Origin of the sequence: Streptomyces sp. WZ.A104 (genome assembly GCF_002382885.1) — a bacterium.
In the GTDB taxonomy this organism is placed as follows: domain Bacteria; phylum Actinomycetota; class Actinomycetes; order Streptomycetales; family Streptomycetaceae; genus Streptomyces.
In genome coordinates this window covers 1-25353 of record NZ_NWVL01000098.1, presented here as the reverse complement: position 1 = coordinate 25353, position 25353 = coordinate 1, and the positions used below count along the sequence as shown (strand labels likewise).

Annotated in this window: 21 protein-coding genes and 1 riboswitch; of the genes, 4 read left to right on the top strand and 17 right to left on the bottom strand. The window is 72.1% G+C overall.

What is annotated here, in order from left to right; all coding sequences use genetic code 11:
* Positions 1-1186: acyltransferase domain-containing protein (locus CIB93_RS33430; RefSeq protein ID WP_306454835.1), on the top strand; the 1186-nt coding region annotated here is incomplete at its 5' end.
* Positions 1187-1237: 51 nt separating this feature from the next.
* Here the strand turns inward: CIB93_RS33430 and CIB93_RS33425 are convergent.
* Both CIB93_RS33425 and CIB93_RS33420 read right to left on the bottom strand, forming a co-directional pair.
* On the bottom strand, positions 1238-1816 hold the full coding sequence (locus CIB93_RS33425) for a dienelactone hydrolase family protein (RefSeq protein ID WP_096632397.1): 579 nt from the start codon (positions 1814-1816) through the stop codon (positions 1238-1240).
* A 133-nt stretch (positions 1817-1949) separates the two neighbouring features.
* Positions 1950-3059, bottom strand: a complete 1110-nt coding sequence (locus CIB93_RS33420) for a cobalt-precorrin-5B (C(1))-methyltransferase (protein ID WP_096632396.1) — start codon at positions 3057-3059, stop codon at positions 1950-1952.
* A 17-nt stretch (positions 3060-3076) separates the two neighbouring features.
* On the opposite strand from CIB93_RS33420, the gene CIB93_RS33415 reads away from it, so the two are divergent.
* Positions 3077-3850 carry a cobalt-precorrin-6A reductase gene (locus CIB93_RS33415; RefSeq protein WP_096632394.1) on the top strand — a complete coding sequence of 258 codons (774 nt, stop codon included), beginning with the start codon at positions 3077-3079 and terminating at the stop codon, positions 3848-3850.
* Here the strand turns inward: CIB93_RS33415 and CIB93_RS33410 are convergent.
* Genes CIB93_RS33410 through CIB93_RS33400 form a run of 3 tightly spaced genes read right to left on the bottom strand, consistent with a single transcriptional unit; the run spans position 3835 to position 7361 of the window.
* Positions 3835-5364 (bottom strand): precorrin-2 C(20)-methyltransferase, encoded by a 1530-nt coding sequence (locus CIB93_RS33410; RefSeq protein WP_257002479.1) that lies wholly within the window; start codon positions 5362-5364, stop codon positions 3835-3837. The two genes, CIB93_RS33415 and CIB93_RS33410, sit on opposite strands and share 16 nt — an antisense overlap.
* Before the next feature lie 11 nt (positions 5365-5375).
* Positions 5376-6002: a precorrin-8X methylmutase gene (locus tag CIB93_RS33405; RefSeq protein WP_096632391.1), complete on the bottom strand. Its 627-nt coding sequence runs from the start codon at positions 6000-6002 to the stop codon at positions 5376-5378.
* Between the two features lie 45 nt (positions 6003-6047).
* The gene (locus CIB93_RS33400) at positions 6048-7361 is read right to left on the bottom strand and encodes a cobalamin biosynthesis protein CobG (RefSeq protein ID WP_096632402.1); all 1314 of its coding nucleotides are present in this window, start codon (positions 7359-7361) and stop codon (positions 6048-6050) included.
* 309 nt (positions 7362-7670) lie between these two features.
* Positions 7671-7750: riboswitch (cobalamin riboswitch) on the top strand.
* 115 nt (positions 7751-7865) lie between these two features.
* On the opposite strand from CIB93_RS33400, the gene cobN reads away from it, so the two are divergent.
* A complete protein-coding gene (gene cobN, locus CIB93_RS33395) occupies positions 7866-11471 on the top strand; it encodes a cobaltochelatase subunit CobN (protein WP_096632390.1) in 3606 nt (1201 codons plus the stop codon).
* Here cobN and CIB93_RS33390 read toward each other — a convergent pair.
* The 5 genes from CIB93_RS33390 to CIB93_RS33370 form a co-directional block, all read right to left on the bottom strand.
* Positions 11432-11701, bottom strand: a complete 270-nt coding sequence (locus CIB93_RS33390) for a hypothetical protein (RefSeq protein WP_096632388.1) — start codon at positions 11699-11701, stop codon at positions 11432-11434. The two genes, cobN and CIB93_RS33390, sit on opposite strands and share 40 nt — an antisense overlap.
* 173 nt (positions 11702-11874) lie before the next feature.
* The gene (locus CIB93_RS33385; protein ID WP_257002478.1) at positions 11875-12834 is read right to left on the bottom strand and encodes a hypothetical protein; all 960 of its coding nucleotides are present in this window, start codon (positions 12832-12834) and stop codon (positions 11875-11877) included.
* Positions 12835-13160: 326 nt separating this feature from the next.
* On the bottom strand, positions 13161-15479 hold the full coding sequence (locus tag CIB93_RS33380) for a hypothetical protein (protein ID WP_096632387.1): 2319 nt from the start codon (positions 15477-15479) through the stop codon (positions 13161-13163).
* 143 nt (positions 15480-15622) lie between these two features.
* Positions 15623-16006: a nuclear transport factor 2 family protein gene (locus tag CIB93_RS33375; RefSeq protein ID WP_096632385.1), complete on the bottom strand. Its 384-nt coding sequence runs from the start codon at positions 16004-16006 to the stop codon at positions 15623-15625.
* Positions 16003-16713 carry an SDR family NAD(P)-dependent oxidoreductase gene (locus CIB93_RS33370; RefSeq protein WP_096632383.1) on the bottom strand — a complete coding sequence of 237 codons (711 nt, stop codon included), beginning with the start codon at positions 16711-16713 and terminating at the stop codon, positions 16003-16005. The genes CIB93_RS33375 and CIB93_RS33370 overlap by 4 nt, the downstream gene beginning before the upstream one ends.
* A 103-nt stretch (positions 16714-16816) precedes the next feature.
* Here CIB93_RS33370 and CIB93_RS33365 point away from each other — a divergent pair, with 103 nt between their 5' ends.
* Positions 16817-17830 (top strand): helix-turn-helix transcriptional regulator, encoded by a 1014-nt coding sequence (locus tag CIB93_RS33365; protein ID WP_096632382.1) that lies wholly within the window; start codon positions 16817-16819, stop codon positions 17828-17830.
* 38 nt (positions 17831-17868) lie between these two features.
* On the opposite strand, the gene CIB93_RS33360 is transcribed toward CIB93_RS33365, so the two are convergent.
* From CIB93_RS33360 to CIB93_RS33335, 7 genes are all read right to left on the bottom strand, one after another.
* A complete protein-coding gene (locus CIB93_RS33360; protein WP_096632380.1) occupies positions 17869-19260 on the bottom strand; it encodes an amino acid permease in 1392 nt (463 codons plus the stop codon).
* Between the two features lie 121 nt (positions 19261-19381).
* Complete coding sequence (locus CIB93_RS33355; RefSeq protein WP_096632379.1) at positions 19382-19861, bottom strand: MoaF N-terminal domain-containing protein; 480 nt, start codon at positions 19859-19861, stop codon at positions 19382-19384.
* Positions 19862-19979: 118 nt separating this feature from the next.
* On the bottom strand, positions 19980-20846 hold the full coding sequence (locus CIB93_RS33350; protein WP_096632377.1) for a tyrosinase family protein: 867 nt from the start codon (positions 20844-20846) through the stop codon (positions 19980-19982).
* Positions 20847-20907: 61 nt separating this feature from the next.
* Complete coding sequence (locus CIB93_RS33345) at positions 20908-21405, bottom strand: tyrosinase family oxidase copper chaperone (protein WP_096632375.1); 498 nt, start codon at positions 21403-21405, stop codon at positions 20908-20910.
* A gap of 20 nt (positions 21406-21425) precedes the next feature.
* Positions 21426-22994 (bottom strand): FAD/NAD(P)-binding protein, encoded by a 1569-nt coding sequence (locus CIB93_RS33340; protein ID WP_179500334.1) that lies wholly within the window; start codon positions 22992-22994, stop codon positions 21426-21428.
* Positions 22995-23014: 20 nt separating this feature from the next.
* Positions 23015-24004 carry a hypothetical protein gene (locus tag CIB93_RS38265; protein ID WP_179500333.1) on the bottom strand — a complete coding sequence of 330 codons (990 nt, stop codon included), beginning with the start codon at positions 24002-24004 and terminating at the stop codon, positions 23015-23017.
* A 16-nt stretch (positions 24005-24020) separates the two neighbouring features.
* Complete coding sequence (locus CIB93_RS33335; RefSeq protein ID WP_257002477.1) at positions 24021-24824, bottom strand: class II aldolase/adducin family protein; 804 nt, start codon at positions 24822-24824, stop codon at positions 24021-24023.
* Positions 24825-25353 lie beyond the last annotated feature (529 nt).

The window sequence follows — 25353 nt, the reverse complement described above, 5'->3', positions numbered from 1 at the left end:
AGGCGAACGCGCGGCCCGGGCCGAGGTCGCCGAAGCGCTGCGCACCGGGGCCCCGGCACCGCGTCCGGCCCCGGGGCCGGTGCGCGGGGCGGTCGTCACGACGGGGGCCCGTGCCCTCGACGACCTCGCGGCCGCCCCGGTGCGGCGGGTCCCGGCCGAAGGGCCCCGGCCGGTCGTCCTGCTGCTGCCCGGCCAGGGCTCCCAGCGCGAGGGTATGGCCACCGGGCTGTACCGCGACGACCCCGTGTTCCGGGCGGCCGTCGACGAGGTGCTGGAGGCGTGGGGGGCCGAGGGCGAGAAGATCCGCGCCGACTGGCTCGGGACCGGCACCGGTCCGGGCATCCCGATCGATGACGGACGCCGGGCTCAGCCCCTGCTGTTCGCCGTCGACTACGGGTTGGGCCGACTGCTCATGAGCTGGGGCGTCACTCCGGCCGAGGCGCTGGGGCACAGCGCGGGCGAGGTCGTGGCGGCGACCCTCGCGGGGGCGTTCACCCTCCGGGAAGCCGTCGCACTGGTACGGGGCCGGGTGCGGGCCGCCGTGTCGGTCCCGCCCGGCGGAATGGTCGCCGTGGCGGCCTCGGTGGACGAGCTGGTCCCGTACCTGTCCGGGCAGGTCGCGGTGGCGGCCGTGAACGCCCCGCGCCGGACGATGCTGGCCGGGCCGAGCGGGGACCTCGCAGCCGTGGCGGAGCGTCTCACTCTCGACCGCTGGATTCTGCGGCCGGTTCCCGCCACCACCCCCTTCCACAGCCCGGCGATGGAACCGGCCGTGGCGGCGGCCGAGCGGGCGTTCGACGCCCGGCCCCGCCCGGTCCGCTTCCCCGTCCGGTCCGGCTACACAGGCCGGTTGCTCACGGCGCAGGAAACGGGCTCCGCGCGGTTCTGGGCCCGCCAGATAGCCGACCCCGTCCACTTCGGGCCCGCACTGACCGCGCTGCTCGCCGGCGGGCACCGGCTGCTCGTGGAATGCGGACCGGGCCGCACCCTGACCTCCCTGGCCTTCCGGCAGTCCCCGGTGTACACGGGGGGAACCGCGGTGGTGCCCATGCTGCCGGGGGACGGGCCGGACGGTTCGGACCGCTCGGAGATCCTCCAGGCAGCCGCCGCCCTGTGGTGCGAGGGCCACGAACTGGCCCTCGGCGACCGGCCGGTTACGCCGGTAGCGCCGGTAACGGGGGCATGAGGGCACTGCCGTACCGGCCCACCGCGGGCCTGCCACGGGACGTGATCCGAGCTATGCGATACGGCCGAGGAAGCCGAGCACCCGCTGGGTGACCTGCGTCGCGGCCTGTTCGTCGTACGACGGCAGGCTTTCGTCGGTGAACAGGTGCCTGTCACCGGGGTAGAGGAACAGCTCGGCGTCCACCGCGGCTTCGACGAGCGCGCGGGCCTCGTCCACGTCGCCCTCCCCGACGAAGAACGGATCCGCGTCCAGCCCGTGGATCTGGACCGGGACGTCCTCGGGCCAGGCACCGCCGAACTCCGAGACCGGGACACATGCCTCGATCAACAGTGCGCCCTTGGCACCGGGGCGGGTCTGGGCCAGCTTCTGCGCCGGCAGGACGCCGAGCGAGAACCCGACGTAGACGAGCTCCGCGGGCAGCTTCTCGGCGGCCGCGGTTCCGCGGGCGACGATCGTGCCGAACCCGGCTGTCCCGGCGTAACCGATGCCCTCCTCAAGGCTGTCGAATACCCGCCCCTCGTACAGGTCCGGGACGTGCACGGTGTGTCCTGCCCGCCGCAGACGCTCGGCGAACTCGCGGACTCCGACGGTCAGCCCGTGCCCATGGTGGAACACCAGCACCTCAGCCATGTCACTCCCCTCCTGCCGCTGAGCCCGGGCGGCGCAGCAGCACGATCACGAGTATGGCCCGCGGTACTGACATCAGTGGGCCCAGGCCAGGCAGGCCAGGCCGGGGAGGGGAGCGGAGGGCCGAGCTGACGGACTACCCCCGCCCCACCACCACCCCCGCCCGGTCGATGCAGATCACGTCCACCTCGACCGGCGCGCCCCGCAGCACGGACAGGGCCTCCTCCCGGGCCCCCGCCGCCACCAGGTCGCCCAGCGGTACCCCCGCCGCCTCGCAGAGCCTCAGCGCCGCCAAGCCCGTGTTGGCGGACGCGATCTCGGCTGCCAGGGCCTCGTCCGCGCCGCCCCTGCGGGCCAGGTCCGCCAGGAAGACCTTGTCCACCTGGGAGCGGGCCGAATGGAGGTCGAGGTGGCCCGCGGCCAGCTTCGAGAGCTTGGCGAAGCCGCCGCAGATGGTGAGGCGGTCCACCGGGTGGCGGCGTACGTACTTCAGGACCGCGCCCGCGAAGTCCCCCATGTCCAGCAGCGCGATGTCCGGCAGGCCGTACTCCGCCACCACCGTCTTCTCCGACGTCGACCCCGTGCAGCCGGCCACATGCGTCAGGCCGGCCGCCCTCGCCACGTCCACGCCCCGGCGGATCGAGTCGATCCAGGCCGAGCAGGAGTAGGGGACGACCACCCCCGTCGTACCCAGGATCGACAGACCGCCCAGGATGCCGAGGCGTCCGTTCCAGGTGGAGCGGGCGATCTCCTCGCCGTGGTCCACGGAGACCGTCACCTCCACGTCCGCCCGCTCCCCGTGCTCCGCCGCGACCCGCTCCACGTGCTCGCGCATCAGCTGGCGCGGGACCGGGTTCACCGCGGGCTCCCCGACGTCCAGCGGCAGGCCGGGGAGCGTGACCGTACCGACGCCCGGGCCTGCCCGGAACACCACTCCGGAGCCCGGCGGCAGCCTCCGTACCGTCGACCGGACCAGCGCGCCGTGCGTCACATCCGGGTCGTCGCCCGCGTCCTTCACCACCCCGGCGCTCGCCCGCCCGGGCCCCAGCTCCTCCACCGCCAGTGCGAACGCCGGGGTCTGGCCCCTCGGCAGCGTGATGCTCACCGGGTCCGGGAAGTCGCCGGTCAGCAGTGCCGTGTACGCGGCCGTCGTCGCCGCCGTCGCACAGGCACCGGTCGTCCAGCCGGGGCGCAGGCCGGTGTGTTTGAGTTGGGCACTGCGACCGCCCCGCGCCTCACCGCTCATGAAGAGAGTCCGTTCCGATGCCTGGTCCTGATGTGCTGCATGCGCTGCGTGTTCTTGTCCTGGGGGGCACGACCGAGGCGCGCCGGCTGGCCGAAAGCCTCGCCGGGGACCGGCGCGTCCGCGTCACCACCTCGCTCGCCGGGCGCGTCGCCGCCCCCCGGCTGCCCCCCGGTGAGGTGCGCGTCGGCGGGTTCGGGGGCCCCGACGGGCTCGCCGCGTGGATGCGTGAGCACCGGGTCGACGCCCTCATCGATGCCACCCACCCCTTCGCCGCGACCATGAGCCGGAACGCGGCCGAGGCCGCCGCGCAGACCCATGTTCCCCTCCTCGCCCTCCGTCGCCCGGGCTGGGTCGCCCAGGACGGTGACCGCTGGCACTTCGCCGGGTCGCTCGCCGAGGCCGCCGAGCTCCTGCCGGCGCTGGGCGAGCGGGTCTTCCTCACCACCGGGCGGACGGGGCTCGCCGCCTTCGCCGGCCTCGACGCGCTGTGGTTCCTCGTACGGTCCGTCGATGCCCCCGATCCGCCCTGCCCGGTCCGGATGGAAGTGCTGCTCGACCGGGGGCCGTTCGATCTCGACGGGGAGCGGGAGATCATCCGTCGCCATCGCGTCGATGTCCTGGTGACGAAGGACAGTGGCGGCGATGCCACCGCTCCCAAGCTCGCCGCCGCCCGCGAGGCGGGGATTCCCGTCGTCGTCGTCCGGCGGCCACCGGTCCCCGAAGGGGTGCCGGTGGCCCGTACGCCCGACGAGGCCGTGCGGTGGGTACGGAAGCTCTACGCCTCCGGGTAGCGGCGCGGCGTCCACACGATGGACCGGCCGGTCTCGCCGCGGCGCACCCAGCGCGTCTGCGACGAGCCCACGATCAGCAGCGTCCGCATGTCCACCTCCGCCGGGTCGACGTCGGCCAGCCGTACCGTACGTACGCTCTCCGTCGGGCCGCCCACATCGCGTGCCAACACCACCGGGGTGTCCGGAGAGCGGTGTTCCAGGAGCAGGTCGCGGGCCTTGCCCACCTGCCATGTCCGGGACTTCGAGCCCGGGTTGTACAGCGCCAGCACCAGGTCCGCCGAGGCCGCCGCGCGCAGGCGTTCCGCGATGACCTCCCACGGCTTGAGGCGGTCCGAGAGGGAGATCGTGGCGTAGTCGTGGCCCAGGGGCGCGCCGGCGCGCGCCGCCGCCGCGTTGGCCGCGGTGACCCCGGGCAGCACCCGTACGGGAAGGTCCGCGTACTCCTCCTGCGCGGCCGCCTCCAGCACCGCCGTCGCCATCGCGAAGACCCCGGGGTCGCCGCCGGAGACCACCGCGACCCGGCGGCCGCGCCGGGCCAGGTCCAGCGCGAACTCCGCCCGCTCCGACTCCACCTTGTTGTCCGAGCCGTGCCGCGCCTGGCCGGGGCGGACCGGCACCCGGTCCAGGTAGGTCGTGTAGCCGACCAGGTCGTCCGCGGCCGCCAGCGCACCCCGCGTCTCCGGTGTCAGCCACAGCGGGCCCGCCGGGCCGGTGCCGACGACCACGACCTCGCCCGTCGCATCGGAGGAACCCGAAGGCCTGGGCGCGTCTATCCGGCTCGGCAGCACCGCCACCGAGAAGTACGGAACCGACTCCGGGTCGATCTCGGCCAGCTCGCCCGTGCGCTCCCCGGCCATCGTCGCCCGCTCCACGTACCTCGCCTCCGCCAGCCTGCCCGACGCCTCGAACGCCCCGCGCACCGCCGGGAACGTACGGCCCAGCTTCATCACCACCGCCGTGTCCGTGGCGGCGAGACGGGCCGTCAGCTCCTCCTGCGGCAGCGTGCCGGGGAGGATGGTGAGGATCTCCTCGCCCTCCACCAGCGGGGTGCCGAGGCGGGCCGCGGCCGCGCTGACGGACGTGACGCCCGGGATGACCTCAGTGGTGTAGCGGTCGGCCAGGCGCTTGTGCATGTGCATGTACGAGCCGTAGAACATCGGGTCGCCCTCGGCGAGGACGGCTACCGTCCGCCCGGCGTCCAGATGCGCCGCGAGGCGGGCCGCGGCCTTCTCGTAGAACTCCTCCAGCGCGCCCCGGTAACCGCCGGGGTGGTCCGTGGTCTCCGTCGTGACGGGGTAGACCAGGGCCTCCTCGACGTGGTCCGGCCGCAGGTGCGCCGCCGCGATGGACCGGGCGATCGAGCGACCGTGCCGGGCGCTGTGGTACGCGATGACGTCCGCTTCGTCGATGGCCTGGACGGCCCGCAGAGTCATCAGGTTCGGGTCGCCGGGGCCGAGCCCGACGCCGTAGAGCTTGCCCCCGCCCGTGCTGGTGTCGTTCACCGGAGAAGCCATGGGAGCGCTCACTACTCCTCCTCGCTCGCGATGGCGTTGAGCGCCGCCGCCGCTATCGCGCTGCCGCCGCGCCTGCCGCGCACGATCAGGTGCTCCAGGCCCGAAGGGTGCTCGGCCAGGGCGTCCTTGGACTCGGCCGCGCCGATGAAGCCGACCGGGACGCCGATGACGGCGGCGGGGCGCGGGGCGCCCTCCTCGATCATCTCCAGCAGCCGGAACAGCGCGGTCGGCGCGTTGCCGACCGCGACCACGGCCCCCTCCATGCGCTCCCGCCACAGCTCCAGGGCGGCCGCGCTGCGCGTCGTCCCCATCTTCGCGGCCAGCTCCGGCACGGAGGGGTCGGACAGCGTGCACACCACGTCGTTGTTCGCGGGCAGCCGCTTGCGGGTGACGCCGCTGGCGACCATCGCCACGTCGCAGAGGATCGGTGCGCCGGAGCGCAGGGCGGCTCGGGCGTCGGCCACGGCGTCCGGCGAGAAGGCGAGGTCGCGTACCAGGTCGACCATGCCGCAGGCGTGGATCATCCGGACGGCGACCTGGCTGACGTCGGCGGGCAGCCCGGCGAGATCCGCCTCCGCGCGGATGGTGGCGAAGGACTGGCGGTAGATCGCCGGTCCGTCCTTCTCGTACTGGTGCACAGTGCTGTCGCTTTCTTCTGCCGTCGGTTGATCGGGGGAGGGTGCTCAGGCGCGGGCCGCGGCCACCGCTGCCGCCAGCGCGGCCGGGTCGTTCCCAACCGTCACCGCCGTCGGGGGGTCCCGCCGCTCCCCCCGTACGTGGGAGATGCGGTGCCCGTCGGGCGTGACGACCACGTCGATCCACTCCCCGTGCGGGTGGCCGCAGCGGCGTTCGCACCCGGACCAGTACACAGGCAGCCGCCCGGCCGGTCCGACAGCGGCCCCCGCTTCGGCCCGCACGTCGGCCAGCGCCTTCGCGCAGCCGGGGCGGCCGATGCAGGCGCCGACCCCGGTCCACGGGGAGCCGGGGCCGGTGATCAGCCCGGCCGCGTCCAGCGTGCGGAGTGCTTCCGCCGCTTCGTCCTGTCCGCGTCCGAACGGGCCGGGGAGGACGACCCCGCGCCACGGGGTGAGCCGCAGCTCGCCGCCGTACCGCCGGGCCGTCTCCGTGAGCAGCCGCCACTGGCCGGGGACGAGCCGCCCCAGGGGTACGTCGACGCTGATCGCGGTGCTGGTCGCGGCCGTGGAGCCGTGAGCTCCGGGTGCGGGAGCGGCCGGTTTACGGGGACGGGGCCGGTGTACGGGCGCAGTCACCGCAGCCCCGACGGCGCGCGCGACCTCGCCGGGCAGGGCCGTGCGTACGTCGTCGGGCAGGTCCTTCACGCGCCACGCCCCGGAGTCGCGGGCGGCGCGGAGGAACGCCTCGGCGGCCAGGAGCGCGGCGCGCGGCGCGTCCGAGGCGGGCGGCAGCCGGAACACCTCGTCGGCGCCCCCGATCCGCAGCAGGACGTCCGGGCCCTCCGCGATCAGGGTCACGTCCGCGCCCAGGGCGTCCACGTCCCCCCGCCCGTCGTCGAGGGCGAAGAGGAAGCGGCCGGAGAGCGCTGCGGCGGCGGGCGACCCGCACACCAGCCGGTCCAGCCCGGTCAGCCAGGTCCTGAGCACGGGCGAACCGTCCAGTCCGGCGAGCGGCGAGGCCACGATGTTGCGGGCCCGCTCGTGCGCGGCGGAGGGCAGCAGCCCGGCGGCCGAGAGCAGCCCCGCGAGTTCGCCGCCGCACTCCGTACCGAGGCCGCGCAGCTGGACGTTGCCCCGCGAGGTGAGATGCAGCTCACCGTCCCCGAACCGGGCCGCCGCGGCCAGCAGGGCGTCCGCCTGATCCGCGGTCAGCACACCACCGGGAACCCGTACGCGGGCCAGCGCCCCGTCGTCGGCCCGGTGCAGCCGCAGCGTTCCCGGGCAGGCGTCGCCCCCGGCGCGCGGGGGGACACCACCCGGGGAAACGGGCGAGGGGGCGGAATCGGGCATGGCGGCGAGCATACCGACCACCCGGGCGCCTCCGGCAGGCTCGCACCTGTGACCTGCGGGACAGCGGTCCGGGCGGCGGGGCCCCGGCCTCCGCCGTGACCTGCGGAGCACCGCCGCCCAGCCCCTCCCCTCCTCGTCCCGGACCGGTGCGTGTGCCTCGTCCCGCACTGGATGGTGTCCCCGCCCCGGACAGGTGAGTGTCCCCCTCCCGCACCGGAGCGTGATCACCACCGCACCCCCGCCCCCTGCCCCACCCGGCCCCCGCCGCTTAGGATGCAGGCGGTGGTCCGTTCAGGCCGCCATCGCCAGACGGCGACAGGGGAGGAAGCCCGGTGTGAATCCGGCGCGGTCCCGCCACTGTGAGCCCGGCCGACGCCACCGGCCGGACGAGTCAGGAACTCCCTTCCCCGCGCGGCCGGTCTCCCACCGGGCGCAGCGCACGGCCCTCCGCCGGGCGCGGGGAGACCCTCCGACACCGCCCGGGGCGTGGACACCCCGAGGAAGGCCTGACGCAGCATGATCCTGCTCCTGTCGACGTCCGACACCGACCTCCTGAGCGCCCGCGCCTCCGAGGGACCCGTCAGCTACCGGTACGCCAACCCCTCCCGCGTCGACCTCGACGGACTGCCCGAGCTGCTGGACGGCGTCGACCTCGTCGTCGTACGGCTTCTCGGCGGCGTACGGGCCTGGCAGGAAGGGCTGGACGCGGTGCTGGCCACCGGCCGGCCGGTCGTCGTGCTGACCGGTGAGCAGGCCCCGGACGCGCAGCTCATGGCCGCCTCCACCGTGCCGATCGGCATCGCGGCCGAGGCGCACGCCTACCTCGCGCACGGCGGGCCCGCCAACCTGGAGCAGCTCGCCCGGTTCCTGTCGGACACCGTGCTGCTGACCGGCCACGGCTTCGAGCCGCCCGCCCCCGCGCCCGCGTGGGGCCCGCTGGAGCGGGAGGCCCGCGAGGTGCCCGAGGGCGCGCCGACCGTCGCCGTGCTCTACTACCGCGCCCACCACATGAGCGGGAACACGGCGTTCGTCGACGCGCTGTGCACGGCTGTGGAGGACGCCGGGGCCCGGCCGCTCCCGCTGTACGTCGCGTCTCTCCGTACGCCCGAGGCCGAGCTGATCGACGAACTCCGCGCCGCGGACGCCATCGTGACCACCGTCCTCGCGGCGGGCGGCACCAAGCCCGCCGAGGCGTCGGCGGGGGGCGACGACGAGTCGTGGGACGCGGGCGCGCTGACCGCGCTCGACGTGCCGATCCTCCAGGCGCTCTGCCTCACCAGCCCGCGCAGCGCCTGGGAGGAGAACGACGAAGGTGTCTCCCCGCTGGACGCGGCCACCCAGATCGCGGTGCCGGAGTTCGACGGCCGGCTGATCACCGTGCCCTTCTCCTTCAAGGAGATCGACGAGGACGGGCTCCCGGCGTACGTCCCCGACGCCGAGCGCGCCGCCAGGGTCGCCGGTATCGCCGTACGCCACGCGAAGCTGCGCAACATCCCCAACGCCGAGAAGAAGATCGCGCTCGTGCTGTCGGCCTACCCGACCAAGCACTCCCGGATCGGGAACGCGGTCGGCCTCGACACCCCCGCCAGCGCCGTCGCCCTGCTGCGGCGGCTGCGCGCCGAGGGCTACGACTTCGGCCCCGAGGAGGAGATCCCGGGTCTGGTCTCCGGCGACGGCGACGAGCTGATCTACGCGCTCATCGAGGCGGGCGGCCACGACCAGGAGTGGCTGACCGAGGAGCAGTTGGCGCGGAACCCCGTTCGTATCCCGGCCGCCGACTACCGCCGCTGGTTCGCCACGCTCCCCGAGGAGCTGCGCGACGCCGTGGAGCGGCACTGGGGACCGGCCCCCGGCGAGATGTTCGTCGACCGGTCCGCGAACCCGGAGGGCGACATCGTCCTCGCGGCCCTGCGCCGCGGGAACCTCCTCATCCTCATCCAGCCGCCGCGCGGTTTCGGCGAGAACCCGATCGCGATCTACCACGACCCCGATCTCCCGCCGTCCCACCACTACCTGGCCGCGTACCGCTGGATCGCCGCCTCCGCCGAGGACAACGGGTTCGGCGCGGATGCCATGATCCACCTGGGCAAGCACGGGAACCTTGAGTGGCTGCCCGGCAAGAACGCGGGGCTCTCCGCCGCCTGCGGTCCGGACGCCGCCCTCGGTGATCTCCCTCTCATCTACCCGTTCCTGGTGAACGACCCGGGAGAGGGCACGCAGGCCAAGCGTCGCGTCCACGCCACGCTGATCGACCACCTGGTGCCGCCGATGGCCCGCGCCGACAGCTACGGCGACATCGCGCGCCTGGAGCAACTCCTCGACGAGCACGCCCAGATCGCCGCCATGGACCCGGCGAAGCTGCCCGCGATCCGCGCGCAGATCTGGACGCTGATCCAGGCCGCGAAGCTCGACCACGACCTCGGGGTGGAGGACCGCCCGGAGGACGAGGGCTTCGACGACTTCATCATGCATCTCGACGGCTGGCTCTGCGAGATCAAGGACGTCCAGATCCGCGACGGCCTGCACGTGCTCGGCAACCCGCCCGCCGGGAACGACCGGGTCAACCTGGTCCTGGCGGTGCTGCGCGCCCGCCAGATCTGGGGCGGTACGGCATCCCTCCCGGGCCTGCGCGAGGCGCTCGGACTCGACGAGTCGGCCGCCACCCGCACCGCCGCCGACGCGATCGAGGAGCAGGCCCGCGCGCTCGTCCAGGCGATGGACGACGCCGACTGGGACCCGGCCGCCGTGGCGTCCGTCGCCGCCGGGCTGCCGGACGCGGTCGCCGACATCCTCACCTTCGCGGCCACCGAGGTCGTCCCGCGCATGGCGGCAACGACCGACGAACTCACCCACGCCGTCCACGCGTTGAACGGCGGCTTCGTGCCCGCAGGCCCCTCCGGGTCCCCCCTGCGAGGCCTGGTCAACGTCCTGCCCACGGGCCGTAACTTCTACTCGGTCGACCCGAAGGCCGTCCCCTCCAAGCTCGCCTGGGAGACCGGTCAGGCGCTGGCCGAATCGCTGCTGACCCGCTACCGCACCGACAACGGCGACTGGCCCACCTCGGTCGGCCTCTCCCTCTGGGGCACCAGCGCGATGCGCACGGCGGGCGACGACATCGCCGAGGCGTTCGCGCTGCTCGGCATCCGCCCCGTCTGGGACGACGCCTCGCGCCGGGTGACGGGCCTGGAGCCCATCCCGTACGAGGAGTTGGACCGCCCCCGGATCGACGTCACCCTCCGCATCTCGGGCTTCTTCCGGGACGCGTTCCCGCACACGGTGGGGCTGCTCGACGACGCCGTACGCCTCGCCGCCTCGCTCGACGAGCCGGCCGAGCGCAACTACGTGCGGGCGCACACCCAGGCCGACCTGGCCGAACACGGCGACGAACGCCGCGCCACCACCCGCATCTTCGGCTCCCGCCCCGGCACGTACGGCGCGGGCCTCCTCCAGCTCATCGACTCCCGCGACTGGCGCACCGACGCCGACCTCGCCGAGGTCTACACGGTCTGGGGCGGCTACGCCTACGGCCGTGAGCTCGACGGCCGCCCGGCCCGGGAGGAGATGGAGAGCGCCTACAAGCGCATCGAGGTCGCCGCGAAGAACACCGACACCCGCGAGCACGACATCGCGGACTCGGACGACTACTTCCAGTACCACGGCGGCATGGTGGCCACCGTGCGCGCGCTCAAGGGCACGGCCCCGGAGGCGTACATCGGGGACTCCACCCGCCCCGAGACCGTCCGCACGCGCACGCTGGTCGAGGAGACGTCCCGAGTCTTCCGCGCGCGGGTCGTCAACCCGAAGTGGATCGAGGCGATGCGCCGCCACGGCTACAAGGGCGCGTTCGAGCTGGCGGCCACGGTGGACTACCTCTTCGGGTACGACGCGACGACGGGCGTCGTCGCGGACTGGATGTACGACAAGCTCACCGAGACGTACGTGCTCGACCCGGAGAACCGCCAGTTCCTCCAGGAGGCCAACCCCTGGGCCCTGCACGGCATCGCCGAACGCCTGCTGGAGGCCGAGTCGCGCGGCATGTGGGCCAAGCCTGACCCGGCGGTTCTCGAAGCGCTGCGCCAGGTCTACCTGGAGACGGAAGGCAACCTGGAGGGCGAGGACTGAGGCCCCTTCGTCGCGGCGCCGGGGGCCTCGGTCCGGGTGGAGGCGCCGCGCTCGGAGTGCCCGGCGGCCGTGCCGTGTTCGCCGTGCGAGAACCTCGCTGCTGCCTTGAATCCGGTGGTGACGGACGGTTCGAACCGTACGCAGTCCTCCAGCGACAGCCCGAGCATTTCGTCGCGCCTGCAGAATTCGTCCGGGACGTACGTGGCGGTGAGGAGCTCGAAGACGGTCACGGTGACGCTACGGAGTTCCGTGAACCTCGCCGTGAGCTGCGGCAAGGGGGCGCTGAAGGCGGGAGCCGGGGTGTGGGTGCGAGAGGAACGAACGCGCCGGGATCCGGCATCGAGAGCGGCCGTGGCCGGGTTGTCCCGATGCCGGATCCCCAGGGATTGTGCGGGACAGCCCCTTAGCCGAAGAGTCGCCTGGCGTCCTCCCCGAGCCAGGTGGTGCTGACCTGGATGGTGGGCGGAACGACGTCCGGATAGCGGTCGGCCAGATACTCCTGCTGTACTTCCTCGCCGGTCCGGCGGTCCGCGACGGTCTTCACACCGGCCATCTTCATCTTCTTCAGTGTGCCGATCGACTCGCCCGTCATCAGGGCGTTGAAGGCCTTGATGGCTTGCGCCGACTGCTGGACACTGTCCCGGCTGACGACTCCACGGTTCACGTTGAGCATGGTGTTCGTGTACATGGCCCGGGGGTCTTTCCCGACGAACTCACGGCTGGCGTCACCGATACCGTGGAAGAAGAGGTCGGCGACCTCGGTCGGCCACCTCTCCGTGATGACCTTGTAGGCGACGGTCAGTCCCGTCGCGCTGGAGTGGCACTGTTTTCCCTTGCTCACGAGGCGGAGGACGAGCTCCTCTTCAACCGGCCACTTCTCGACCAGTCCCTGAAGCTGCTCCGCGGTCAGGCGGCCGTTGGTCCAGCGTGTCCAGTGAACGTCTGCCGCCCGGTTGTGGAGAATCTTCAGCGCGGCACCGTAGACGTTGGATGTGCTCTGCTTCATATCGGTGAGCTTCGCGACGAAGTCTCCAGCCGTGCGCACCCGGCCGCCATCGATAGCGGCGAAGGCCTCGGGGTCGAGGTTGTAGGTGACCTGCGCGGTGACGGTCATCTTGGTCTCGATGAGAGCGGCGGCCCTGTGCTGTCCGTCGATGAGACAGCCGTGCCGGTCGAGGGCGAACCCCTGATGCGTGGTCCGGAATTTGCCTTCACGCAGAATATTCTTGAACTTGTCGATGTTTGAGCGCTTCAGTGGCACTCGGTTGCACGTCCGGTTCTCCATCCAGGCCGTGCATTTCTCGGGCGTTACTTGGATGATCTCGGTGTAGACCTGCGGATATTCCCGGATCTCAGTAGTCATGAACCGCACCCCTCCCCGCGCATGCTGCGCCGCTCCTTGTGGTCGAGAGGGCGCAACTACGGCAGGCGCCCTTCCCCGGAGGCTAGAGGCATGTGCCTGGATAGGCTGGACGAGTGAGGGAAGAGTCCTGAATTGATCGTTTGATTCCTCATTGGTGGCGAGAAGAGGCCTGTCATTGCTTGCTTTCTTCGGAAGGTGACCATCTGTTGACCTGCTGGGGGAGCTCAGATCTGCGGTGGATGGAGTAGCCGGTGCAGCTCTATGCACTCTTCTCCGTTGTCCCAGGTGGCCCGTCCGGCCGACTGGACGGCGGGGGAAACGGGTGTTCACGCACCCTTCTGCTGCGTCGGCTTCTTCTCCAGGGCACGGGCGGGACCTTCCTCATCCGGCGCGCGGTGCATGGTGACGCTCGCCATCGCGCAGAGGGCGGTGACGGCGCCGAGCCCCAGGCGGCCGAAGCCGAGGACGTGATCGGTGAGCAGCACCGCGCTGCCTGCGAGGGACAACCCTGCCGTCATGAAGGACGTGTACGTGATCGTCAGCGGCCAGGTCGGGACGGCGCCCGGCTTGTCCGCCCGGCCGGTGTACGCCGCGAACACGCAGGCACCGGTGCCCAGAAGCCACAGGGCGCCGAGCCACCCGATCTGCCGGGCGGACAGCGCACGGTCGTCCAGGAGACGCTGGAGATCGTCTTGGTAGTGCTGCCAGTTGCCCAGCCCGGCCTCGCCGAACGTGCGGGAATCACCGCCGATGTATGCGCCGAGGGACGTCCTGCCCGGGGCGTAGACGACCTTGATGCGGTGACCCGCGACGTGTTCATTCCCGCTTTCGGTGCGGATGGTGGCGAAGCCGAACGAGCCGCTGTCCGTGGGGAGCCGGACGGTCAGGTCCTCGGTCACGGAGGCGCGGACGCGGCGACCGTTCTTCAACGTCATGTAGTGGTCCTCCACATGACTGACGCGCTCGATGGTCACATCGGCGACGACGGCGCCTTCCGCGCGGAGCCGATCGAGGAGGGGGCTGGAGGTGACGTCACCGGCGGGTATCAGAAAGACCAGGGCGGACAGCCAGCCCCCGATGGCGATCGTTCCGAAGAGGTAGCGGGCCTTTCGCAGGCGGAGGCGCCGTGCGGTGTCCTGTACGCCGTTGGCCGCGCCGCGCGCCTCCTCGATCTCGTGCGGGTGGATCGGGCCGGTCGCGATCCGGTGGATCAGCAGCACGATCAGCACTCCGGCGGCGACGGCCAGACAGCCCGCCGTAAGCGCGAGCCGCGCTTCCCTGCCCGGCCAGGTCAGCCACACTCCGAGCGCGACGATCGCGGAGAGCGGGGCGAGCATGGCGAGGGCGGTGAGCACAGGAGCCCTGCGAAGGGCGCGGCGCACCCGTTCCGTGCCGGGCTCCGTGTGCTCCACGGAGGGTGGGGGAGCCTGGACCGCGCCGGGTGTCGCGTGTGGCACGGGCCGGGCCGCATCCCGGACCGTGCCGGGCTCGGCCGGCAGCGGGAGGGCGTACGCCGCCGTCTCCGGGCGTGCGGGGGAGCGGTCGCGGTACCAGGCGGGGGCGAGAGCCCGTTCGTACATCAGGGGGAAGTGCTGCCCGCGTGCTGTCGCCAGCGCGATGGCGCCGACCACGGCGAGCAGCCCGCGCGGCGCACCCTCGGTGAACAGGCCCCCGGCGCACAGCCCGGCCAGGGCGTACAGCCCGAATCCTCCGCCGGGCAGCGTCAGCGGCCACAGTGACCGGGGGTTCCAGGCGGCGACCTCGCGGGCGGGGTCGACGGGGGCTTCGGGCGAGCCGGTCGTGGCGCCCTCGGCCCAGGGGGAGCGGCCTGGAGGGAAGAGAGCGCGGGCCCGTACCGCCTGTCCGCCGTCGAAGACCAGAAGCGCCGCGCAGTCCAGGCGGGACGGCCCGTCCTGGGTGAAGTCCTGCTTGACCCGCCGGGTGCCCCAGCAGAGCCAGAGGCTCCGCCCCTCCATCGCGGCGGTCAGGCCATTGGTGTCCGTCCCCCGAAAGCGTAGATCGACAGGGAGCGGCCCGCGCGGATCGTCCCCGGCCGCGGCCACCACCTGCCCGCCGCGTACGGTCCCCCGAACGGCACGGGTGTGACCGGGGAGGGCGCGGGGGACGGAACCCTCCACGTTGAGCGCGCAGTAGAGGGCGATCACGGCAAGGCTGCCGCCCCAGGCCCACAGTTCACCGGTGGAGTGGAGCCGCCCGTCCTTCCCGGGCTCGCCCACGCCGAGGAACCAGAAGCCGACCAGTCCCCCGGCGAAGGCCGTACCGTACGCCCAGGTGAGCAGCCGCCATCCGGCCTGGCCCGGTACGGAGTCGGGCAGGGCGGGCGGAGAGCCGATGCGATCGGGGTCCTCGTACAGGACCGCCGACACCGCATCTGCCGTCTTCTGGGTTCCGCGCAGCATCCGGTACGCGGCGAGCGCCAGTACTCCGGCTACGGCGGCCCCCAGACAGACCATCAACAGCAGGAAGCGGCGCTCACGGTCCCCGTCGAGGGCCCACACCGCTGTCGCGGCGAACACCGAAAGCGGCACGAGTCCCAGGAACGCGGCCACCGCGGGCGCTTCGTGCAGCGCGATACTCCGGCGCTGCGCCACCGTTCTGGCACCCTTGCCCACGCCTGTGCCCATGTCCCGGTCCCGCCCCCGCCCCCGTGACTACTTCCTCTGGTGACTTTCCTCCAGCCAGAAGCCTAGGAGAGGCGAGCCGAGGGGCGGGAAGGAGGGGCAAGGAGCGCGGCGGCGGTCAGCGGGCGGGGGAAGGCGGCCGGAGCTCAGAGACGTGAGACGTGGTACTGCCGGATGCGCCAGCCCTCGTCGCCGCGGACGGCGACAAGGGAGAGACGTACGGGTATGTCGCCGTCGTGCTGGTGGAAGACGACCTGGGCGAGGCCGCCGATCCAGTCGTCCCCGCCCCGGTACGCGTGCAGGACGCGGGCGACGGCCCGGGTGCCCGGGGGGACCTGCCGGTAGTAGCCGGCGATGCTCTCGGGTCCGGTGACCGGGTCCGGGAAAAGGCCCTGGAAGAGCGCGTCCTCGGTGAACAGGGCGGCGGCCCGCTCGGGATCGGGCTCGTTGAACCGGCTCTGCCACTCCTGGAGCAGGTCGCCCAGCACCTGTGTGGCGGTGGCGTTGGCAGCGGTGTTGGTGGTGGTCATCGAATGCCTCCGTCGATGTCGAGGGTGATGCCCGTGGTGAAGGTGTTCTCCATGAGGAACAGGGCGGCGTGCGCGAGTTCGTCGGCCTCCCCGGGCCGGGCGACGGGCAGCCGCCGCGACACCGATTCCCGGTAGGCGGCGTGCTCGTCCGCGGGCATCCGGGACGCGTGGGTGTCCACCGGGCCGGGGGCCAGGGCGTTGACCCGCAGCGGCGCGAGCTCGTGGGTGAGGGACTTCACCAGGCCCTCGATCGCTCCGTTGACCGCGGCGAAGGCCGAGTAGCCGAGTTCGGGCTTGCGGTAGAGGTAGCCGGACATGAGGGTGACCGAGCCGGTCGCCCGCGGGATGCGCGGCAGGGCCGCTTTCAGGACGCGGTACTGGCCCCACCACTTGATCTCGTAGAAGCGTCGGAAGTCGTCCTCGCCGAGTTCCTCGAACGGGCCGACGGTGATTCCCGCCGCGCTGGTGAACACGTGGTCCACGCGCTCCAGCGAGCCCACGGCCGCGTCGACGGAGGCGGGATCGGTCACGTCCAGCACGCGGTACTCTGCCCGGCCGCCGATGGTCTCGGCCGCCTGGCGTACGGCGTCCTCGTTGCGGTCGGTGAGGACGACATGGGCGCCGCGTTCGGCTGCCAGTCGCGCCGTGGCCAGGCCGATACCGGCTCCGGCTCCGGTGATGAGCACGGTGGTGCCATTGATGGTCATAGGGAGGTCTCTCCTGCGATTCCTAGGTGGGTGCGGGGTCTGCACTGGAACGCTAAGGGGCCGCTCAGCCGATTTCCTTGGAAATTGAGTGCATAATCATGAAATGCTGGATCGTGAAAGGGACAGACAGACCTCTCAGCCGTCCGGGTGCTCGTGCGGGGAGGACCCGTCGACGGTGTGCGCGCAGGGCCTGGCCAGGTACCGCTACGCGGTGATCAAGGGCTGTATGCCACTGGCCCAGGCACCCGGGTGCCTGCTACGGCTCGGCCTGGTGACCCCTCCGCCGGACGACCCCAGGCTGCTGGTGCCGGTGGCGCCGGACGTAGCGCTCGATGAGTTGCTGCAACCGCTGGAGGAAGACATCCGGCGCGGCAGGCAGCGCGTGCAGCGGGCCCGCTCCGATTTCTCCTCCGTCCAGGCGATGTACCGGGCGGCGGTCCGCGAGGCCCGTTCGAGCGTGGCCCGGATCGACGGCGAAGGTGTGGTCATGCCCACGCTGGAGAAGGCGGTCCGCTCCTGCCGCAGCGAGCTGGCCACGATCCAGCCGCTGGGCGAGCGCAACGCCTTCGACCTGGAAGACCCCCGGCTGGTCCCGCGGGGGGTGACGCACCGCACGCTGTATCCGCATGCGGCGCAGACGAACGCCCAACTGCTGCGGCACATCGCGCGGGTGGAGGAGGCGGGCGGCCATGTCCGCACCGTGGACCAGGTGATCGGCCGACTCCTGCTGTGCGACCGTTCGAGCGCCTACCTGGTCCACAGCGACGGTTCGCCGCACGCGGGGGCGGTGGAGATCACCCACCCGGGCATCGTGGCCTTCCTCGTCTGCGTGTTCGAGGATGCCTGGCAGCGGGGCACGCCCGTGTCGGCGCCGGTGGTGCGCGCGCGGGAGCCGGTGATCATGGACGAGGTGGAGCGGGCGGTGATGCGGCTCCTCGTGTCCGGTCACACCGACGACGCGATCGCGCGCCGGCTGGGGGTGTCGCGGCGGACCGTGGCCGGTCATGTGTCCCGTATCTCCCAGCAGTTGGGATCGCGGTCGCGGGCGCAGCTCGGCTACCTCATCGCCCAGGCGGAGGCCACGCACGACGGTGCGGAGGACCTTGCCGTTCCCTGATGCCTCTCGTCGCTCCCCGGCGTTCTCGTCGCAGGCCGTCAGCCGCGTCGGCGTAGACGGCCGACTCCGGCGAGAACGCAGGCGAGCAGGGCGGAGGCGAGGATCTGGCCGCGGGCGGACGGGTCGAAGGCCATGGCCGCGATGACGGCCACGAGGACGGCGATCACCGCGATGGTGACACCGGGAAAGCCGGGGGTACGCAGGACGAGGAGGTCGGGCTGTGTCCGTTCGAGTCGGCGGCGCAGGACCAGGTGGGAGACGGCGACCGTCAGCCACATGAACAGCATGGCCCCGCCCATGGCCTCGGCCAGCACCGGCAGTACGCCTCCGGGCCGGGCCGCTTCCAGCGGGATGCACAGGAACCCGATGGCGGCGGACGCGACCACGGCCCGGCGCGGGGAGCCCTTGGGGCTGACCGGGGCGAGGGCTGCCGGAGCGTCGTCGCGCAGGGCGAGCGAGTGCAGCATCCGGGAGGTGCCGTAGAGGTTGGCGTTGAGGGCCGAGAGGAGCGCGATGAGGACGACGGCCTCGGTGACCGTGCCCGCGGCGGGAATGCCGAGCCGTTCCAGGGCCTGCGGGTAGGGGCTGTGCCCGGGCCGGGCGGAGGTCCAGGGCAGCAGGGCGGCCAGGACGGCGACCGAGCCGATGTAGAACAGGGCGATACGCCAGATCGCGGACCGTACGGCGCGGGAGACGGCGAGCGAGGGGTTGGCGGACTCGGCGGCGGCCATGGCGATGACCTCCATGCCGCCGAAGGCGAAGATGACGGCGAGCAGAGCGGCGAAGATGCCCGTGACGCCGTGCGGGGCGAAGCCCCCGTGCCCGGTGAGATGGGCCGTGCCGGGGGACGGAGTACCGGGCAGCCAGCCCGCCAGGGCGGCGACGCCGAGCGCGATGAAGGCGATGATGGCGGCGACCTTGAGGGACGCGAACCAGAACTCCGCCTCACCGAACATCTTCACCGACAGCGTGTTCAGCGCGGTGAACAGGGCCATGAAGAGGAGGGCGGCGGTCCAGCTGGGCAGTGCCGGTATCCACTGGTGGACGATGCCCGCGGCGGCGACGGCTTCGACGGCGATGGCGATCGCGGTGATCCACCAGTAGAGCCAGCCGGTGGTGAACCCGGCCCAGGGCCCCAGCGCCTTGTCGGCGTATACGGAGAAGGACCCCGATACGGGCAGGGCGGCGGCCAGTTCGCCCAGCATCCGCATGATGGCGAGGGCGATGAGCGCGGCGAGCAGATAGGAGACGAGGACCGCGGGCCCGGCGAGGGCCAGCCCCTGACCGGAGCCGACGAAGAGACCGGCCCCGATGACACCGCCGAGGGCGAGCATGGTCAGGTGGCGGGAGGCCAGGTGGGGTTTGAGTCGGTGCTCGGCGGGAGGGTGCTGCGGGGGGTGCGGTGCGCGGGTAGCGGCAGGTGCGGCCACGGGGCTCCTCGGGAAGGTGCCGGAAGGCAGGCGGGGGCTGGGGGAGATCAGGCTGGTCCTGGGGCAAGGGGCCGGGCCGGCCCGTGGAGGTCGGGCCGGCCCGGTGGCGTCACCCGGTGGGTCAGGCGATGCGGGTGAGGGTGGCGGTGTGCAGCTCGCCGACCCGGTCGCCGCTCTCGTTGACGTACGTCCAGTAGACGGAGACGTTCCCGGAGTTCAGGTCCATGACGTGGGAGACGGTCATGCCGGACTCCTCGACCCAGTTGACGTGGTAGACACCGTCGTTGACCTTCTTCACCGCGAGGTCCTGGTCGCCGCTGTTGCCCTTCATCGGGCCCGCGGTCGCCTCCCAGTGGAGCTTCGTGCCGTCGGCGGAGTAGCTGTTGTGGAAGACGACGCCGTTGTCGACCTCCAGGCGGTAGGAGTGTCCGGCGAAGGCGGGCAGCTCGCTGCGGTTCTGCTCGACGGCCGCGCCGACGGTGGTGCCGGTGCGGGCGGGGGCGTCGGCGGCGGCCGGTCCCGCGAGGGCGACGGCGGAGGCGAGGGCGAGTGCGGGGACGAGGGCCCGGGCGGCCCGAGCGGTGTTGGCGGTCTTGCGCATGACGGATCAGCTCCTTGCTGCGGTGATGAGTGGTGTACGGATGAGATGAGTTGGCCGCCCGCGCGGTCCGGTGTTCTCGGTACCGGACGCAGGGGCGCCGCCCCGGGAAGCGGGGAGGTCAGGCGTACCGGTAGAACCCGGTGTGATCGAGCATCTGCCGCGGGGTGACGTCCCACGGTGTGAGCTTCTCGTCGAGGGACAGGACGCGCCCGTGCTGGCTGTCGCCTGCCGCGATGGGCTTCTCCGGCAGGTACTGGGGCGCGTCCTTGTGGCGTTCCTGCCACCGCGTCCAGATCAGGTCGATGAAGCAGTGGTGCAGCCAGAAGACCGGGTCGTTCGGTGAACTGCCGCCGGTCATCTGGCCGCCCGCCCAGGCGTGGACGCGGTTGTGGAGCTTCCAGCCCACGTCCTGGCCGACGGTCCAGCCCTCCAGCTTGTTGCGGAAGCCGGTGGTGGTGGCGGTGGAGTCGTACGGGTAGCTGTCGTAGCGCGCGTCGGACAGCGCTTCTTCGAGGTCGGCCGGGCCGGGCAGCGAGACCCCGTTGTTCCAGCCGCCGAAGTCGCGCATCAGGAAGGGGTCGTTGGTGACCTGGACGTTGATGTCCCACCGGCCCGCCCGGTGGGCGAACGGGCCGCTCGTGACCTGGTGGTCACCGGCGCGGCCGTTTCCGCCGAGGAAGTCATCGGTCCAGGGGATTTCGCTGGTGGACTGTTCGGAGGTCCAGTCCCAGTAGGGGAGGGTGACGCGGTCGTCGACCTTGCGCAGCTCGTTCTCGAAGTCGATGAGCATGGCGCGGTGCCAGGGCAGGAAGCTGGGGCCCATGTGGCCGTAGCGCTTGCCGCCCTCGCCGTCGGCGACGAAATAGTGGGCGTGGGTCCTGACGTAGTCGTCGTAGACGCCCTTGCTCTTCACTTCGAGGACCGCGTCGATGAAGCGCTTGCGCTCGACGGCGGTCAGGTCCTTGCAGTTCTTGCGGATGTGCACGGAGAAGGTGCTCCTGCGGTGTCGCTGGGGCGGAGACGGACAGCTGGTGGCTGGCGGCCGGTCAGCCGTGGATGTTGCCGAGGGCCAGCTGGGAGTTGGGCCCGAGGTTGTTGACCGCGGCCTGGGCGCAGGCGCGTGCGGTCGGGAAGGACTCGTAGTGGTTGAGGAGGCTCATGTACGTGCCGTCGGCGCGGCGCATGACGTGCAGCACCCTCCCGTCGATCTTGATCTCGACCGCCGGGGCGGGCGGGAAGCCCTGCTCGTGCGAGGAGGCGGCAGCGGTGCGGGCCAGGCCCGCGGTGCGGGTCGTGCCCGTGGCGGAGGCCCCGTGGGCGGCCCCGCCGCCGTGGTGGGCGTGGCCCTCCGGGACCGGCCTGCCCTCGATCCGGCGGCCCTTGTAGACCTCGTCGAACGGGACGGCCGGGTCCGTCTCCTCGGCTGCGGCCTCCACGGGGCGCTCCGGTGACGCGGAGGCCGTGGCCACGGCGGTGACGGCGGTGACCCCGGCGGCGGCGGTCGCCGCGATGGCGGCGTTCCGGAGCAGCGAACGGCGGGTCATGGTGGAGGTGTTGATGGTTCTCAGCCCTTCCGGCCGGTGCCGCTGACGGCGTTGACGATGTCCTGGGCCCGGTCGACGATCGAGGGCATGCCGGAGGTGAAGAACAAGGTGCCTCCGGCGACGTCCCCGATGGCGTACAGCCGCTGGTGGGGCCGTGCGTCGACGGTCGCCCGGGAGGTGGCCGGTTCGACGGCGATCCCGCCGGCCGGGTGGTACTCGGCGTGCTCCGCCTCCGTCAGGGACGTGAACACGGCACGGGCGGCCTCGGGAATGCGGTGGGCCGGTGCGGAGACGGCGTTGACGACCCGGTCGGCCTCCTCCGACCGGTCCGCGCCGAGCAGGAAGCCCCCGCCGTCACGTGGCTTGACGGTGTGCAGGCCCCGCTCGACGTGCAGTTGGCCCCGGTCGGCCATGTCCAGGAGGATGCGGGCGTTCTCCGGCGGCATCGGGCAGCACAGCGACATGATGCCCCGGTAGAGGTTCTCGCGGATGTAGTCCTGGAGCTCGGGGTGCAGGAGGGGGAAGGCGTCCGGGCCGGTCGTCGGCACGGCCTCCTGCATGACGCGCATGCCGGTGTCGGGGTGGTCGATCTCCTGGTACTGGCGGCGCAGCCTGTCCAGCGGGTCCTCGCGCTCGGCCGACATCAGTTCGTCCAGCGCGATGGCGGGGTCGGCGCCGTGGGCGCGCAGCTCTTCGGCCAGCAGGTCTGTCAGCTGTTCCAGACCGATCGGGTGGCCGTCGGCGGCGATGTCGTGGATGCGGGCCGGGGTGAAGTGGCGGATCTCGGGGTGGACCGGGCGCTGCCGGATCGCGGGGAGGCATCCGTTGCGGGAGGCCATGACGACCGGTCCGGTGTGTCCGGCCCGGTACAGGGACACGACCGTGTCGACGGCGGCCAGGCCGGTGCCGATCACCGCGACCGCCGTGTCCGCGGGGATGGGGGCGAGGGTGTCGGCCAACGGATAGGGGTCGGGGAGGAAGCCTTCCTCACCGGTCAACCCGTAGTGGTCGGCCGGGATTCCGGGACCGACGGCGCAGATGACATGGCCGAACCGCCAGGTGTCCCCGCTGTCGTCGGTGACGTCGAGCAAGGGGTCCGCGTCCCGCACCCGGGTGACCCGGCGGTGGACGACGGTGACGGGCCTGCCGCGCAGTGACAGGGAGGAGACGGCCTGCTCGGCGGTGTGCTCCAGGTAGGAGCCGAAGACATGGCGTGGCGGAAAGTGGCCGTCCTCGTCCCAGGCGCCGCCGCCGTAGGGGGATTCCGTGCGCTTCAGCCAGTCGGCGAACGCGCCGGGGTCGCCGACGGTGGCGGACATCTCCGCGGGGAGGATGTTGACCAGCACGGAGTCGGTGTCGTGCTGGTAGGCGCGGCCCCGCCACAGCCGGGAGCCGTCGGGTTCGAACACGACCACGCGGCCGTTGCCGGGTTCGGGCAGCCGGGCGAGACGGTCGAGTACCGCTACGGCCGCCGCACCGCCTCCGATGATGGCTATGTCGTCGGCCATCCGCTCGTCGGCCGTGCGCTCGTCGGCCGTGCGCTTGTCGGCCATCCGCTCGTTGGACATCTGATCGGTCATGTCGTTCATGGAGTGTGTGGTTTCCCTGGTCAGACGTTCTGGAGCACGCGGGCGTCTTCCGGGCGCCTGCGACGTCCCTTGACTACGGCGAGGAGCAGCAGGGCCAGGGCGATGACGGCCCACCCGGTCAGTACGGCGAGGGGCGAGCCGCTGCCCGTACCCGCGAAGGAGCCCTCGGCGCGGATGAACGATCCCGCCGCGCCGGGCGGCAGGAGCTGGCCCAGGCTGCCGAGCCATCCGGGCAGCAGGTCGGGGCCGGTGGCGATGCCGGAGAGGGGGTTGCCGATCAGGAACATGACGACGGCTCCAGCGGCGATTCCGCCCGGGCCCAGCAGGGCGCCGAGGCCGGTGATGAAGCCCGCCATACCCAGTTCCAGCAGCACGATCGCAGCGGCGTTGGTCAGGAAGGAGCCGGGCAGCACATCGGAGACGACGGTCAGCATGAGTGAGCTGAGGAGTCCCGAGAGGACGGCGAACGCGGCGACACCGGCGAGGCGCAGGCGGGCGTCGGGCACCTTGAGGACGAGGAGCAGGCCGATGATGACGGAGGTGACGATCAGGGGGAAGAACCCCATGGTCATGCCGGAGCCGTGCGGGTCGCTGCCGTTGGCGGGGACGACCTCCTCGACGAGCTCGGAGGTGCCTGTCAGCTCGGCCAGCCGCCCGGACAGTGCGGCGGACACAGCGGGGGAGGCGGCGGAGGCGACCTTGAGCCGCCAGCCGTGACCGGCGGCGTCGTCCTGGACGAAGGCACCGTAGACCTCGCGGTCGCGCAGCATCGATTCGGCCCGGCCCGCGGTGTCGACCCGACGGGTGTCGAAGTCGTCGCCGTGTGCCCCGAGGAGCGCGTCGAGCTGCTTGTACGGGCCGTTGTCGGCGACGACGGCGACGGGCACGCGGGTGGGCTCCGAGCGGGAGGCCGTCCAGGAGAACCAGCCACCGACGACGAACTGCACGAGGGCGACGATGATGACGGCCTTGGCCATCTCGCGCTTGGCTGATGTGAGGTGTGCGCTCATGGCGTGTGCTCCGGACTCATCGCTCGTCGAGCAGTTCGGGCTGCTCGGCGGTGATCTCGTCCCACATGACCTGGAAGCTGAAGCGGCCGAGCTGGTCGTCGCCGAATCCGTCGCGAGCGGCGAGGGCCTGCTGGTGGCTCATGGGCTTGGGGGTGCCCGCGGCGAGCGCGGCGAGCTGGACCTGGGCGCACGATTCGTAGGTGAAGAACCAGTGCACGGCCTCTTCGATACTGCCGCCGACGGTGAGCAGCCCGTGGTGCCGCAGAAGCAGGGCCCTCTTGTCGCCGAGCCGGCGGGCGATGTCCTCGCCGTGCTCGATCCTGATCGCGGGGCCGTCGTAGTCGCCGTAGAGGACCTGGTTCTCGTAGAAGGCGCAGGACTCCTGGTCGAGCGGCTCCAGGAGCCGCTCGAGGGAGCCGAGGGCCCGGGCGTGAACGGTGTGGCCGTGGGCGATGGCCTCGGCCTCGGGCCGCTCGTGGATCTTCGAGTGGATGGTGAAGGCGGAGGGGTTGACCTTCCCCTCGCCCTCGACCACGCGGCCGGTGGCATCCACGCAGATCAGGTCCTTCACCTTGACCTGGTTGAAGGACAGGCCGAAGGGGTTCACCCAGAACCGGTCGTGGTGTTCGGGGTCGCGGACGGAGATGTGGCCGGATATCCCTTCGGCGAACCCCGCCTTCCCGAACAGCCGCATCGCGGCGGCCAGGCGCTGTTTGCGGTGGCGGCGCTCCTCCTCGACCGAGGCGAACACGGCGTCGTCGGGAATGGGCAGTCCGGTCGCGGTGTCGGCCAGGAAGTCGGCCGGCGGGCTGTCTGTCACAACGGTCCCTCTCGTAGTGCTGGGAATGCAGCGGGCGCCGTCGGTGCGGCGCCCAATACGCCAGTGAGCTTGGCCCGATCACGTGTCAACGGGGTTGGCAATTAGCGCATTTCGGACTTCATGAACCTGCATTGCCGAAATGTGCAGGCAGCTGCACAAATGAGAAGAGTGGCCGAAAGTCCCTGGAAAGAGCTGGCAAAGTCCGGGCCCTGACGGGCATGGAGGCATCGGGGTTTCCGGAAGGGTTGTCCGGATCACGCCCCGGAAGCCGGGCGGTGCTGTCGGCCGTATTTCCGGTCCGAGGGCTCGCGGAAGCACGCGAATTCGGCGTGGTGCGTGGGAACGGCGATACGCGCGCCCGTGCGCCTTGCTGTGCGGAAACGGCGATACGCGCGCCCGTGCGACCTGTCGTGCGGAAACGGCGATACCCGCGCCGGTGCGACCTGTTGTGACGAGCGGCGAGGGCCCCGTCATTTCCCGGGGCGACGGCCCGACGGTCCGACGGCTTCGGGTTCCGTCGAAAGGCGCA

Excerpts from the sequence above, each read along its gene's own strand:
- CIB93_RS33385 (WP_257002478.1), bottom strand. The coding sequence starts at position 12,834 with ATGACTACTGAGATCCGGGAATATCCGCAGGTCTACACCGAGATCATC.
- CIB93_RS33410 (WP_257002479.1), bottom strand. The coding sequence starts at position 5,364 with ATGGCTTCTCCGGTGAACGACACCAGCACGGGCGGGGGCAAGCTCTAC.
- CIB93_RS33420 (WP_096632396.1), bottom strand. The coding sequence starts at position 3,059 with ATGAGCGGTGAGGCGCGGGGCGGTCGCAGTGCCCAACTCAAACACACC.
- CIB93_RS33340 (WP_179500334.1), bottom strand. The coding sequence starts at position 22,994 with ATGAACGACATGACCGATCAGATGTCCAACGAGCGGATGGCCGACAAG.
- CIB93_RS33365 (WP_096632382.1), top strand. The coding sequence starts at position 16,817 with ATGCTGGATCGTGAAAGGGACAGACAGACCTCTCAGCCGTCCGGGTGC.
- CIB93_RS33425 (WP_096632397.1), bottom strand. The coding sequence starts at position 1,816 with ATGGCTGAGGTGCTGGTGTTCCACCATGGGCACGGGCTGACCGTCGGA.
- CIB93_RS33345 (WP_096632375.1), bottom strand. The coding sequence starts at position 21,405 with ATGACCCGCCGTTCGCTGCTCCGGAACGCCGCCATCGCGGCGACCGCC.
- CIB93_RS33380 (WP_096632387.1), bottom strand. The coding sequence starts at position 15,479 with ATGGGCACAGGCGTGGGCAAGGGTGCCAGAACGGTGGCGCAGCGCCGG.
- cobN (WP_096632390.1), top strand. The coding sequence starts at position 7,866 with ATGATCCTGCTCCTGTCGACGTCCGACACCGACCTCCTGAGCGCCCGC.
- CIB93_RS33355 (WP_096632379.1), bottom strand. The coding sequence starts at position 19,861 with ATGCGCAAGACCGCCAACACCGCTCGGGCCGCCCGGGCCCTCGTCCCC.
- CIB93_RS33370 (WP_096632383.1), bottom strand. The coding sequence starts at position 16,713 with ATGACCATCAATGGCACCACCGTGCTCATCACCGGAGCCGGAGCCGGT.
- CIB93_RS33375 (WP_096632385.1), bottom strand. The coding sequence starts at position 16,006 with ATGACCACCACCAACACCGCTGCCAACGCCACCGCCACACAGGTGCTG.
- CIB93_RS38265 (WP_179500333.1), bottom strand. The coding sequence starts at position 24,004 with ATGAGCGCACACCTCACATCAGCCAAGCGCGAGATGGCCAAGGCCGTC.
- CIB93_RS33415 (WP_096632394.1), top strand. The coding sequence starts at position 3,077 with ATGCCTGGTCCTGATGTGCTGCATGCGCTGCGTGTTCTTGTCCTGGGG.
- CIB93_RS33400 (WP_096632402.1), bottom strand. The coding sequence starts at position 7,361 with ATGCTCGCCGCCATGCCCGATTCCGCCCCCTCGCCCGTTTCCCCGGGT.